General features: G+C 61.9%; 7 protein-coding genes. 5 read left to right on the forward strand and 2 right to left on the reverse strand.

The window, feature by feature from the left end; all coding sequences use genetic code 11:
- The first annotated feature begins 52 nt into the window (after positions 1 to 52).
- The 3 genes from KA354_20455 (at position 53) to KA354_20465 (ending at position 3,869) form a co-directional block, all read left to right on the forward strand.
- The gene (locus tag KA354_20455; GenBank protein ID MBP7937022.1) at positions 53 to 529 is read left to right on the forward strand and encodes a DM13 domain-containing protein; all 477 of its coding nucleotides are present in this window, start codon (positions 53 to 55) and stop codon (positions 527 to 529) included.
- 319 nt (positions 530 to 848) lie between these two features.
- On the forward strand, positions 849 to 2,429 hold the full coding sequence (locus tag KA354_20460) for a hypothetical protein (protein MBP7937023.1): 1,581 nt from the start codon (positions 849 to 851) through the stop codon (positions 2,427 to 2,429).
- A 405-nt stretch (positions 2,430 to 2,834) separates the two neighbouring features.
- A complete protein-coding gene (locus KA354_20465; GenBank protein MBP7937024.1) occupies positions 2,835 to 3,869 on the forward strand; it encodes a uroporphyrinogen-III decarboxylase-like protein in 1,035 nt (344 codons plus the stop codon).
- Between the two features lie 191 nt (positions 3,870 to 4,060).
- Here KA354_20465 and KA354_20470 read toward each other — a convergent pair whose 3' ends face one another.
- The gene (locus tag KA354_20470) at positions 4,061 to 5,407 is read right to left on the reverse strand and encodes a Gfo/Idh/MocA family oxidoreductase (protein ID MBP7937025.1); all 1,347 of its coding nucleotides are present in this window, start codon (positions 5,405 to 5,407) and stop codon (positions 4,061 to 4,063) included.
- 380 nt (positions 5,408 to 5,787) lie between these two features.
- Positions 5,788 to 11,904, reverse strand: coding sequence for a S8 family serine peptidase (locus tag KA354_20475; GenBank protein MBP7937026.1), 6,117 nt, complete (start codon positions 11,902 to 11,904; stop codon positions 5,788 to 5,790).
- A gap of 540 nt (positions 11,905 to 12,444) precedes the next feature.
- Between KA354_20475 and KA354_20480 the strand changes: the two genes are divergently transcribed.
- Both KA354_20480 and KA354_20485 read left to right on the forward strand, forming a co-directional pair.
- Positions 12,445 to 13,158, forward strand: coding sequence for an ABC transporter ATP-binding protein (locus KA354_20480; GenBank protein MBP7937027.1), 714 nt, complete (start codon positions 12,445 to 12,447; stop codon positions 13,156 to 13,158).
- 3 nt (positions 13,159 to 13,161) lie between these two features.
- Positions 13,162 to 13,746 (forward strand): hypothetical protein, encoded by a 585-nt coding sequence (locus KA354_20485; GenBank protein MBP7937028.1) that lies wholly within the window; start codon positions 13,162 to 13,164, stop codon positions 13,744 to 13,746.
- Positions 13,747 to 13,851 lie beyond the last annotated feature (105 nt).

Here is a 13,851-nt window from a genome sequence, read left to right on the forward strand (position 1 = left end):
GCAAACGCTCCGTGGGCGCTGTGTGCATGGTGAGGATCACGGAGGATTTCGCATGACGAGTGACAGCAACAGACTTCGCCTCGGGCTGCTCGCGGTTCTTGTCTGTGTAGGGGCTTGCTCTCAGGCTCTGCAACCAGCCCAGAGCCACTGTGGCTCCGACGACCCCCGCGTCGGCTACATCGCCGAGCTCAAGAATCGGTTCATTCACGGTGTATCAGGGACGGCCCGCATCGTTGACAACTGTACCATCGTCATCGAGGACTTCACCTTCGACGGCCTTGGGGTACCGCCGGCCGTCGTAGGAATCAAGGACAACGACTTCGCACACCCCGTTGTGCTCCTAGACAACATTTTCAGGTTAGGCGGCTACCACAACGAGACCTTGACGGTCCCGCTCCCGGAGGGTGTGACGCTGGATGATGTTCCGAGGATCAGCATCAGCTGCGTTGCGGGCACGAAACTGTTTGGCAACGGCAACTTTGGCGATGGTGTCTTTCACGCCCCGGGCACGCCGCAGCCCCGCCGGTGACGAACGAGGTCTATTCCCGGGGCTGCGCGGACAGGGCGGACTGGTGCTGTCGTACCACTCGCCCCCATACGCCAAGGCCTTTGAGAAGACCCTTGAAGTGGTCATCATGTCGTAAGCGGGCGGGCGGAATCAGCGCGCAACCCCAGTTTCTCGCTCGACCATTTCATCGAGGCATCGGCGCAACCGAGGCGGACTTGCGGTTGATGCTTCGCGGGCAATCGGATTACCGCGCGATATCCGGATGGAGGTCTTTCGTGATACACGATCCGGAGGCCTGGTGCACGGCGACAGGAGCCTGTTGGACAGGAGACCTGCAGTGATGATACGTGCTTGTTGGTCGGTTTATGCGTTACTCGCTGCGACGGTGTGGGTACAGGCTGCGGCCTTTTCAGCGGTCACGGCCACGCCCGCGAGTGTCGATGACGTCGGAGTGTGGGTGATTGTCCCCAGCGGTGTTGGGGCGAACCCCGAGTGGCGATATACAACCGAAGTGCCGATCGAGGAATGGATCAAGCCTGATTTCGGCGATTCCGCGTGGAAGACCGGCTGTGGCGGTTTTGGCACGGCCTCGACACCGAATACGCATGTTCGCACCGAATGGAACACGAAGGAGATCTGGCTGCGCCGGGCGTTTGCCCTTGACCGTGGGCCAGAGGGTGAGCTCTTCCTCACGATCCACCATGACGAGGACACGGAAGTCTACCTCAATGGTATCTTGGCCGCGAGTAGCGGCGGGTACAATGTCGGGCACGAGCTTGTGCCGGTGGCTCCGGAGGCGGCCAACTCCCTCAGGCCGGGGCAAAACCTAATCGCGGTTCACTGCCGACAGACCAGCGGCGGCCAGTACATCGATATTGCTCTGGTTCATTCCACGTTGCCCCGGTGGTCGCGAGAGCGGGCCCGGGAGTGGTACCGCAGGCAGCCCTGGCCGTGCGGGTTCAATTACGTTCCGGCCAACGCGATCAGCTACACCGAGATGTTCATGGAGTACTGTCTCGACCCCGATCTGATCGACAAGGAACTGTCGTTGGCGGAGGACGTCGGTTTCAACTGCATGCGCGTGGTGTTGCCGTTCGTTGTCTGGGAGCACGATCCGTCGGCGTTCAGGAAACGACTGGACGCGCTCCTCGGCGTCAGCTGGCGACATGGCATTCGGCTGATGCCGGCGCTGTTTGATGATTGCAGTTTCGGACTGATCCGTGACCCGATCCATGGCAGGCAGCCGGATGTGGTTCTTGGGTGGTACGCGAACGGCTGGACACCGAGTCCCGGGCATACGTTAGGGCGCGACGTGGTCCAGTGGTCGCGGCTACGTCGTTACGTTCGAGACGTCATCGGTTCGTTTCGTGAAGATGAGCGTATTCTGGCCTGGGACCTGTACAACGAGCCGATCAACGGGACCAGCTTGTTGACTACGGCGTTGGTCGATCGTGTCTTCGACTGGGCGCGGGAAATCAAGCCCGCGCAGCCGCTGACCGTCGGTCTGTGGTGCAACGATGCCGATCTCAATCGTCTGTGCTTGATGCGCAGCGACATTGTCACCTTTCACAACTACGGCTCTCCGGATGGACTGGAAGCGGAAATCAAGCGGCTTCTGGCTTTCGGCCGGCCGGTCATTTGCACGGAGTGGCTCAACCGGCCTCTGAATTCGACGGTGGCCGGCTGCCTGCCGGTCTTTGAAAGAACCGGAGCCGGCTGCATGCACTGGGGGCTGGTGAACGGCAAGACGCAGACGCACCTCGGTTGGGGCTGGCGTCCAGGCAGGGGCGAGCCAGCCCAATGGCAACACGATCTCTACCGCAGTGACCACCGCCCATATGACCCGAGCGAATTGGGGCTGTTCCGGGCAGCCATCAGGGCGAAGCGCGCGGCGGGGCGAGCAGTTCCCCCAGGCAAGTGATGAGCTCGGGTCTGATCGCGGCCGTGGTTTTCCTGATGGCTGCACATCGGAGCAAGGAAAGTGACGATTGTCTCCTGGCTTGGCGGGCTCTGGCCCGGCGAGTCTCTGCCGGGTCGTTGCTCTCGCGTGTGGGCGCACTCCTGCCCGGGGTGCCGGCTGCATCGGCAACACTTCGTTTCCGTCCTTCGCGGCGGTTGGCTTTCGCTACCGGTGGGCGCTCGTTTTCGTCTCGCGTGCCCTCGCCGATGAGGTTTGCGACGAGACTGTGACGGCGTGCGCGCGCACACCGGATGGGGAGTTACTGATGTAGCTGAGGCGGTGGCGGTGGCTCTTCGGGTGGTGGAGCAGGATGGTTATACTGGTTGTCATCAGTCTGTGTATCCGCCTGCATTGAGAGGATATGGCATGACCAAGCGAGAGGTCGTCCACGCTGTCCTGAGGCATGAGCGCCCGCCCTACGTGCCATGGTCCTTCCGGTTTACCAGGGAGGCCAAGGATACGCTCGCCCAGTACTTGGGTGTTCCGGATCCGCAGTGCATGCTGGACAATCATCTCGTCGAGTTGGGGAGTGACATCGGCTTCTTCACTGACTTGGGCATCGACCAGTTCCGCGACGTCTTCGGGGTTGTCTGGGACCGCAGCGTTGACAAAGACATCGGCATCGTCCGCGGCTGCGTGCTTCCCGAGCCGACCCTGCGGGACTATGATTTCCCCGATCCCCTCGATCGACGCTTCTACGGGGACATACCGGACAAGCTGGCTCGTTATCCTGACTGCTTCCGCGTTTTCTGCCTGGGCTTTTCGCTCTTCGAACGGGCCTGGACTATGCGCGGCCTGGAAACGCTGCTTCTGGACTTCTACGACCATCCCGAGTTCGTGCGCGAGCTGCTCAACGCCATTGCGGACTACAACATTGCTCAGGTGAAGGAGGCGCTGGAGTACGATATCGACGCGGTCTACTTCGGCGACGACTGGGGCCAGCAGCACGGGTTGATCATGGGCTACCCGCTCTGGCGGGAGTATCTGTATCCCGTTCTGCAGCGTATGTACGACGCCGTGCGCGCCGCGGGCAAACGCGTCGTGATCCACTGTTGCGGAGACGTGGATGAGCTCTTCGATGATCTGGTCAAGCTCGGCGTTGACTGCTTCAATCCATTCCAGCCGGAGGTGATGGACGTCGAGTCCTTGCTGCCGAAGTATCGTCGTTGCCTATCGTTCTGGGGGGGGCTGTCCACCCAGCGGCTGTTGCCCTTCGCCACACCTGCGGAGGTCAGGCGCGCGACGCGCCGGCTGATCGAACTGGGGACGGATGGCGGCTACATCCTGTCTCCGGCGCACGCCGTGGAAGGGGATGTCCCTCTGGAAAACATGCTGGCCTTTATCGAGGTAGCGGGGCGACAGGCGGCATTCAAAGCCGTTTCGGGGCGCGGAATACGCTGAGCCCGTGCTCTTCAGCCGGGGGCTTGAGGGCACACTGACGCCGCCGGCGGGTGGGATCACCGGTTCACACGGCGTTTGGGTTGGTGGCTCCGCGGGGCGGGGAGCGCTGGCCGTGGTACGTGCGACCCGCTGCAAGCCTCTGTCGCAGCCGCACGTCTCGGGTGATTCTCCTGTCTGGTTGCCGGCATCGCCTAGACGTGCCAGGGGGCCCGTATCGGCCTTGAGAGCATTTTAGAGGCTTCGGGATCTCCGACAATCTGCTGCTTGGCCGCATCCCACTTCAGCGTCCGGCCGACCACGGAAGCGATGTAGCCCAGGTGCCCGGGCGTTGCGGAGCGATGGGCCACTTCCACCGGCGTGAGCGCCTTCTTGCGGGACTTCACGCACTCGATGAACTCCCGCTGGTGGGCGCCGTGTGTGTCTTTGAGCAGCACCTTGAGGTCCTTGGCCTTCTCGCGCTGTTCGATCTCTTTCTTCCATTCGGGCTTGGAGGTCTCGAAGCCACTGCGATCGACCCAGACCCATCCCTCCTCGCCGATCCACTTCGCGCCGCTGCGGATCTCATTATAGCCACCGGCGATGATCAGTTCGATTCCCTTGGGGTACTTGCATTCCACGCGATACTTGGTGGCGGTATTCCAGTGCGCATCCCGGGGTGGAAACTCGGCGGTGGCGCTGACCTCCGTCGGTCCGATTTCGTCGTCCGGCCCCACGCCGTAGCTGGTGTTGGCAAGGCCCCAGTGGGCGATGTCGCAGTGGTGGCCGATCCAGTCCATCAGCTGCCCGCCGCCGAAGTTGTAGTTCCATCGCCAGTTTTTGTGGAAGCGGCAGGGGTTGAACGGCACCATCTCGGATGGGCCGACCCAGAAGTCGTAATCTACTTCCTTGGGAGGGTCTGAGTTGGGGCGGTTATTGCCGGTGTTCTCGAAATCGGCGTGGCCGGACGGCAGTCCGACTTCGACGCGTCGGACCTTGCCGATGTACCCGTTGAGGACCAGTTCAGCGGCTCTGCGGAAGTCGTTGCCGCTGCGCTGCCAAGAGCCGGTCTGCCAGATGCGGTGGTTCTGCTGGGCCGCCTGGACCATGGCGATGCCTTCGGCCAGAGTCTTCGACAGGGGTTTCTCGCAGTAGATGTCCTTCTTCGCCTTGGCCGCCGCGATCGCGGGGATGGAGTGCCAGTGGTCGGGCGTGGAGATGCACACTGCCTGGAGGTCGTCCTGACCGATCAGCTCCCGGAAGTCCTTGTAGGCTTTGCAGCCTTCGTCGCCATACTTGGCATTGACGCTCCTGACGGCTCCGGCGAGGTGGTTCTGGTCGACGTCGGCAATGGCCACCACACGGCACTCTTTCACCTCGAGGAAGGCGTTCAGGTTTTCGCCGCCCATCCAGCCCACTCCGATCATCCCGATGTGGATCTTCTCGGATGGGGCGTCAGCGCCCAGAAGGCGGGCGGGGATAAGCGATGGGGCGGCAATGACGGCCGCCGCAGTACGCAGTGTCTGTCGGCGGGTGAGTGGGGTCGTCTGTTTCCGAGCCATGGTCTTTCGCTCCTGTATCCGATGTTGTCCGTGAAGCCCTGCCCGACTCTCCCGCCGGGCGTTGTTCTCGGCATTATAACGGCACTCTCCGTTACGCCCAGCCGTTTTCAGGCTCTTCCCTGTTTTCCGGGCCAACAGGGGCGTCCACCTGGGTGTGGAGGAAGCCTGTCGGTGTCGTTTCCCGTGGTTGCTGCCCAGCGTTTGTCTGGGTACCGGGAGACGAGTTTCCTCCCTGCCGGCGGCGCCTGGTACCCGAAGTCGTGATACCGTGCCGCGGCGCGGTTTGGCTGGGCGTCTTCGCATCCCGCCAGTTCCTCTCGAGAGCGATCGCCGATTCAGGTGCCGTCGGCCACGCCGCCCCGGGCTGCCTGCCGCGGAAGTCAGTGGTCGCAGTCGGGATCGGCTGGCACACCGCTTCCGCTGTAGCACTGCTGGAGAATGCCGAAGTCGGACTGGTCGACGTCGCCGTCCTTGTCGAAGTCAACGCTCTGGCACGCAGGGTCTGGCTGGCGGACGGTTGGCCCCAACGAACAGGATGTAAACCGATGGAGATCGGCAACATCGATGTCGCCGTCCCTGTCCAGATCCCCGGTCGCGAAGGCCAGGGTCACCGAGCCGTCCTCCGATGTGGCGCAGACTGTGCCTTCGTCAATCTCAACCTGCTGAAAGACCACCGGAATGGGCGCGTTGCTGACGCCAATCACGGTGAAGCTGATGTTCAGCAGCGTGCCACTCCTGCTGACCGCCTGGGATCCTGCCAGGCCGATGCGAATGATCCCGGCGGGCAACGGATTCACGGCGAGCAGCATGTTTTCCGCCGCCGGACCAAGGACGACTTCGTCCAGGCTGAGCACGGCAGGGTCATGCGAGATATGCATGTTGGCCGCATGCATGGTCGCGTCGCCCACCGACAATGCCATACCGAGGCTCACCCGGCCGCCCAGCCTGCTGGTGACATTGGGCAAGCTGAGCGAGACCGATGCGGTGTTGTCCTCGCAACCTCGCCAGGCCAACAAGCCGGACAGCGCGGTCCAGTTGCCGGTTACGTCGCCGAGCAGGATGCCGACAAAATCCTGTCCGGCCTGATCATTGTTGAACAGTGGATAAGTCCGGTTCTCCGGGTCAAACGACCAGATTCGGCCGGAGCCGGGGAAGGGCACCTCGCGGAGGCCAACCGACTTTTCCAGGATGTACGCCGCGTCCATCGCCGAGACCGAACCATTGTGGTTCACATCGGCGGCGATAGCCTGATGGCTCGAGAGGGTACGTGAACCGACCGACGTCTGAAGCACATAGGATGCATCCAGGGCCGTGATTTCGGCGACGCGATCGGTTTTCGATGGCGTGAGCGTGTAACTTCCCGTGGGAATGTTGGTGATGGAGTAGGCCCCGGTTGCGGCATCGGAGACTGCCGCGTAGCTGCCGTCGCCCTGCATGATCAGAGCGACGCCGGGCAGATGCCCACCGCTGTAGTAGCTCACCGTGCCTGCAATGGTGAAGAAGCCGTTGACGAGGAAGACGCCGTGGCTCGTCTCAAAGGTGAGGGCGCCGTCGTTGAGGGTGGCGGGAGCGATGGTCAAGTCGGTGGAAGCTGGCGGCGCGCCGATAACCTGACACTGCAGCCGGGCCAACGAACCGGAGCCGGTGACCTGGGTCGCGCTGGCCAGCGAGATTCGGATGATACCGAGCGGGGCCAGGTTGTAGGAAAATGCCCAACCGGCGGTCAACGTGCCGCATTCGACTTCCGAGACCGACAGCACGGCCGGATCGTAAGTGATGGTGATATCCGCCGCTCGCAGGCCCACGACATTTGAGGCGGTCAGATCGAGTGCCACCATCGTGCCGTAGTCTCCGGAGGTTTGAGGGAGAGACAGCACCGCGCCGATGTTCTCATAGGAGTAGCCTTTGAGGCGGACAACCTGGGAGTCGTCCGGGTTGACGACCTTGACATCGACCTCAGCGGGGAAGTGCGGTGGGGTGGTGCAAGTGATCTGGTTCGGGCTCACGACGACGATGTTGGATGCCAGGGTAGCATCAAAGAACACGCTCGCGCCCTGCTGGAAGAGCGTGCCGGCGATGGTGACCGACGTGCCGCCTTCCGCGGGCCCGTGGTTGGGTGTGATCGAGGTAAGCGACGGCTGATTGGTGACCACCACCTGGTGCGGGACGGCCGGGGTGGCGTGGTAGACCTGGCTTATCCCATCGGTCGCCAGGAGGTAGTACTCAACGCCGGGTGGCTGGACGGCCGAGCCGGCGATCGTGCTGGAATACTGGTTCCCGCTGATGCGGGTCATCAGCAGTGGCGTGTAGTCACCGGTGGAGCCGTGCGGCCGATAGAAGGCCTTCACGGTGCTCACTGACACGTTGTCGGTGGCCGTGGCGGTCAGACGCAGGCCTGCTCCCGGCGGCGCGATGGTCGGAGGCGTGTGGGTTAACACGGGGGGAATGGTGTCCAGTGCGGCAGCGGAGGCGACGTTCGAGAAGCCCGACTCCAGCAGATCGGTCTGGATCACGGTGAACTTGTAGAACATGGGAACGGCCGGGGTGACATTGGCATCGGTGTAGGACTCCTGGCCGACGGGAATGATGGTCGCGTTGACCCGTTCGTAAGCGCCGTCGAGCGTGCTCGATCGGTAGAGGTGGTAGCCTGCCAGCAGGTCGAAATCGTCTTGTTGCCAGGACAGGTGTATGGCACCCTCCTCGCCGGCGGCTTGCAGGGTCATGGCGGCGATGCCCATGGTTTTGATCTCAAAGCGGAACCGCCCGACGTCGTAGCCGCTGATCAGCCATGGGTCGCTGGCCGCCACCGCGCCGGAGATGCGCATCAGGTGGTAGCCTTCGCCGGTGACCGGTGTGATCCAGAAGGTACCTTCCCAGGTTCGGGGGCTGATCCAGCCGTCGCCGATGGGTTCCACGGTGAAGTCGGTATGCGGTGGGGTGGGACCGAACGTGACAAAAGGTTGAATCGCCGTGTTCATGTCGCGGTTGAAGGTGACGCTGAAGGTCGTCGGCCCGGCTCCGACTTCGGGGACCGTTTGAGCGGGGAGACCGGCGACGGATACGCTCTCCACGAAAGGATACGTGGTTTCATAGCCATGCTCGGGTGGCGTGCCGTAGTGGACCCGAGCGCTGGTGAAGTTGTCATAGTAGTCGACAATGGCGTGGTTAACAAGCGTGCTGCTCGTCGTCCCCCAATAGTTGTCGGTCATCAACGAATAATAGTTGGGCGCGCCGGGCGGCGCGTTGAGGCGCATCCAGTGGTTGACGTTAGGATCCCAGTACTTGCTGAGGAAGGCGTTATAGCGCATGTTTGACGGGCAGTTCTGCAAGACGTAATCGAGCACGTTGCCGCCATTAGGCAGTCCCATCGTGTCCAGAGTCCATTCGCCAGGGATGCGGAGGATGAACTCCCGATCATGGCCTGGATAGCCATCGAAGTAATGCCAGCCCGGGTGCGGGTTGCCACGATCGTCGAAGGAAAACAAAGGCACCACCCACCCCAACGGCGGCGGCGAGATCGCCAGCGAGCCCCAAGCCGTGAACGTCACCGGGGTGCCATCGACCCACTTGTAGGTGCCAGGCTCCTCCTCGTCCGTCAGGCCGATCAGATACTGGCGGTGCTTCCCGGGGAAAGTCGCTTGTGCCGCGACGACGTATGATCTGAGAAACGCGTCCTCCTCGGCGTCACGGACACAAGCCACGTGCCCGCCGTAGTAATTGGCGATCACCTCCGCAATCCGGAAGGAAGTGTAGTCATCCCAGTTGATCGTGGTATCCCAGCCATGAAACAGCACGTAAGTGCAGCCATTCCAAACCTGGAGATTGCTGAAGATCGTCCCTGCCGTGACCGGAGGCGTCGTCGGCATACGGACGGACCCAGGAGTAGTCATCGACAGAAAAACATTGTTCTCGTTGTCCTGGAGAAAGACGCAGTTGCGCCGGCCGTCGCCGACCAGGTAACTGGGCCAGGCTGACGGGCTGATCCAACCCGCGTCGAAAAGACACCCCTCGAAAACCATAGCTTGAATGCTGCCTCCTCCTCTGAACTTGTGGAAGATGCTGTTGGTCACGGCCGGCGCCACGACCGTGGAGGAGTAGGCATCCCATTCCAGGTAGGCATGATCGATGGAACGTAGACCTGTGAGCCGCGGGTTTCGCACTTTTGCGTAAGTCATATCACACAGTCCGGCCCCCTCGACTCTGATATCCGTGGTCTGGCCCGAAACCATATAGGATGGGAACATATTGACTGGCTTGTCTACGGTGCCGGTGATGTCGAGTGTGCCACGGACAATGATGTAACCGGTTTGCGGCCCGGGGTTGTAGGGATCATCGCTTATAGAGCCCCACTGGACCTGGGTTCCAGGCAGTATCTTCAGGGTCGCACCGGATTCGACAAGTACTGGACTGCCGACCATCCAGTACTCATCAGAAGTTAGTTCCATGGTCGTGCCGGAGGTGATGACCGTGGGAATATTCCGCCCTCGTTGAACGATGTACTGGAACTGGTCAACGCGGTAGTACGGGCCGGGCTCGTCCGGGTTCCATCCGTCCAAGAAATGCGTGGTCATGACGAAGTTGATGATGTGATCATTAGGCGCGTTCGGGTCCACGGTCACTACGAACGGATCAGTCACGCCAGTGATGACACCTTGCTGGTTGTAGATGAATCCGTTGTCTTTGGTGGTGAAGGGTCCCATGCTGCCGAAGTCGATCACCGGCAGGTCGATGCTGACATAGGGATCATCCTGCACGGCTCCCGGCGCGCGCGCCTCCAGCGTGGCGATGACCATGTCGGCCTGCCCACCGCGATTGATGAGTTCAACGCCGATGTGAACCGTCTCTCCAGCGTCGATTCGACCATCGCCATCGTTCGTGCTGCTAACACCGGAATCATCGAACAGCCAGTAGTCGAGAACGGAAACGCCTGGTTTTGGCGGCGTTGTGAGAGCCTTGTAGGCGTCCACCACACCTCCACTGCCCAAACGGCCCTCGCCCAGTTCCTCGGTCTTGTTTCCTACGATGCTGGCTGCAAGGAACCTGGACGACCAGATCTCTCTTTGCCAGAAGTAGGAGCGCATCAGCGCGGCCACGCCGGAGACAACCGGGGTGGCCATCGATGTTCCGCTCCACTTCGCGTAGATGTTGCCGGGAAGCGTGCTGTAGATGGAATCGCCTGGGGCGCAGATGTTGTAGTAAGGGCCGTAGTTGCTGTACCAGGAGAGCGTGTCGGACGGCGTTGATGCCATCACGCCAATCACCCAGGGGAGAGCGGCCGGATAGAGCGGAGGATACGGGCGACTGTCGTTCCCTGCCGCGGCAACCAGCACAGCCTGGCTCAACGCAACCTCGATTGCGTCGGTCACAACCTGGGAGTACTGGTAGCCCCCAAAGCTCATGTTGATGACCTCAGCCCCGTTGTCCGTGGCGTAGGTGATTCCCTCGGCGATATCGGTCGTGGTGAGAACGCCGGCGTAGTGGGCAGCCCGAATGGGCATGACTTGGCAGTTGAACGCGACGCCCACGCCACCGAGGTGGTTGAACGCCTGTGCGACGATGATGCCGGCGACGTGGGTGCCGTGCCCGTGGAGGTCGATGGGATCACCGCTGTGGCTTCGTCCGTCGGAAACGACGCAGCATCCGTGGATATCATCCACGAAACCGTTGCCATCGTCGTCGATCTCGTTGTTCGGGACTTCGTCCGGATTGGTCCAGATATTGCCGACCAAGTCCTCGTGGTTGTAGTCCACACCGGAGTCAACGACGGCCACGACGACGCTATGCAATCCCCCTCCGTGGACACCGTTGGTGTTCAAGTGGTTCCAGGCTTGAGGGATCTTGGCATTGATGAAATGCCACTGAAGATCGAAAGCCGGATCGGTTGTTCCGTCGGGCAGGTTCTCAATTGGAGGATCGATGAAATCGGTCAGCCCCCATTCGTAGACCGGTTCGGCCGCCTCCACCAGTGTATCCCCCTTGGCCGCCGCCAGGGCTTCCTCGACCGTCATATCATCCGGTAGCCGCACACGGATCCACCGGAAGAGCGCTGCTCGTTTCTGGTCCATTTCGGCATTGGCCAGGGCGGCCGCCGGACCCTTCTTCCCAGGGGCAGCGTGCTTGCGAGGAACATGCTTCATGGCTGGTTCGGCTGAGCGGGCCTGGAGGCGGTTCAGCAAAACATCCACAACTTCGGTTGTTTCGGTTTTGCCTTTCGAGGCCTGGCGATCGACGCCCGCGCGGGCCAATGCGTCATCAGCTGCGGATTGCGTTCGGAGTTTGACCAGGATTTCGCTCGGCAGGTGTCTGTCCGCATCTTTAGGCACGGCGGGTGGCGGAGTGAGCATCTCCGGGAGGGGATGTTTGAGGCGCCTGACTTGGCTTTCCTGGGCTGCCTGTCGACCCGGCCGGCCATGCTGTCCGGTGGCTGGCGAGGTCTCAGCCAGGCAGAAGAGCAGAGCGCACATGGACAGCACGACGGGTTGTCTGCGAGACATCATGGTCCACCTCCAAGGCAGGGTGTGAAGGGACAAATGTGACCGAGACCCCGGCCCCTGGCACGGATACGCGGGAGACGGACTAGCAGACGGCGATGAGGTGAATGGCCGACATGCCGAGGCCGCCGTCAGGCAAGCATCCGATGCCGGAGACGTACAGTCAGCAGTATAGCCGTGAGACGGTGGTCAATTCAAGGCCCAGAGGCAAGATAGACGCAACCGGAGGGCGCTGTACAATGGGCTGACGTGGTCCGGCGGCGTAGCCGGGCAGGGGCATACGGGAGCCCGGGATGGTGAAACGCACGGCGTTCGGCTGACTCCAGTTGGTTTGTGTTCTTCGTGGTCAGGCCGTCGTGGCCCAGGTGCCGTGGTTGTTGATCGCCTTCACAAGCCGGGCTAGACGAGTTGTGTCGCGGGAGGTGCGTTGCGAAGGCCGGCCTTTCAGGTCCCGTTGGGTATGCGGGCAGCAGGGATAGTGTTTCGCCGGGCACGGCGGGTCCGCATTCTGACCGATGGTTCGGCGAACATGACCTGCACCGTACTATGACCAACACCCAGCCGCTCATTCGCATCCAGGGTGCCAGCCGCATCTTCCGCATGGGAGAGGTGGAGGTGCCCGCATTGGCGGACGTCGATCTGGACATCTCCGGCGGCGAGCTCATGGTGATTCTCGGCCCGTCGGGTTCTGGAAAGAGCACCTTGCTCAACCTGATCGGCGGTATGGACCGCCCGAGCGCCGGCCATGTTTTCTATGGTGGCTTTGACCTCTCGCAAGCCGATGACGACGCTCTCACCCGCTACCGCCGGGAGAAGGTTGGTTTCATCTTCCAGTTCTACAACCTCGTACCCACGCTGACCGCGTATGAGAACGTCCAAGTGGCTACGGAGCTGGCCCGCGATCCACTTGAGCCAATCGAAGCTTTGAATATGGTCGACATGGGTGATCGTGCCGGCCACTTTCCTGCCCAGCTCTCCGGCGGCGAGCAGCAGCGTGTGGCCATCGCTCGAGCTCTAGCCAAGCGACCGGAGCTGGTTCTGGCCGACGAGCCCACCGGCGCGCTGGACCTTACCGCTGCCCGCATGGTTCTCTCCACCTTGCAGGAGCTGAACCGCACCCGCAACCTGACCGTGCTGATTATCACCCACAACCCATCCATTGGGGCGATTGCCGATCGCGCCGTTCGCCTGGTGAGCGGCCGTGTTGCCGAGCTGCATGTCAATGAGAAGCCCATCCCAGCAATGGAAGTGGAGTGGTGATTTGTGGCCGTGCTGAACCGCAAACTGTTGCGCGACCTGCGGGGAGGGCGGGGGGTTTTACTGACTGTTGTAGTCATCATCTCCGCCGGTACAGGCTCGTTCATCGCGATGGGTTCCGCCCAGCGCATCCTGATTGCCAGTCAGCGTGCCTATTACGATCGCTGTCGCTTCGCTGACTTCTGGGTGGACGTCAAGAAGGCGCCGCTCAGCGCGGTTGAGCCTTTGGCCGAGCTTCGCGGCATCGCCGAGATCCAGCCGCGCGTCGTGTTCGACGTAATCTTGGATGTAGCCGGTGTGTCTCAGCCGCTGACCGGCCGGCTTATCTCTACGCCGGCGCGCGGGTTCGAGGACGCCATCAACGGTATCCACCTCGTTCGCGGTTCCGGTTTTTCTGACGACCGCAACGAGGAGGTCATCCTCGGTGAGTCCTTCGCCAGAGCCCACGGCTTGCAGCCCGGCGACCGTGTCGGTCTCATCCTCAACCGCCGCCGGCAGTCCTTCGTCATCGTGGGAACCGCCATCAGCCCGGAATACGTCTACGCGGTCCGCGGTCAAGGCGATATTACCCCCAGGGCCAGCGCACATTAAACTCCTGTTCCGGTAATCACTTGCATGAGGAACTGGTTGTTCCAGCCCGCGATGCGGCTCTTGCACTTGATGCTATCCTTCGACGCGTGACGCTTCAGGAGGCTG

Source organism: Phycisphaerae bacterium (genome assembly GCA_018003015.1).
Classification (GTDB): Bacteria; Planctomycetota; Phycisphaerae; order UBA1845; family PWPN01; genus JAGNEZ01.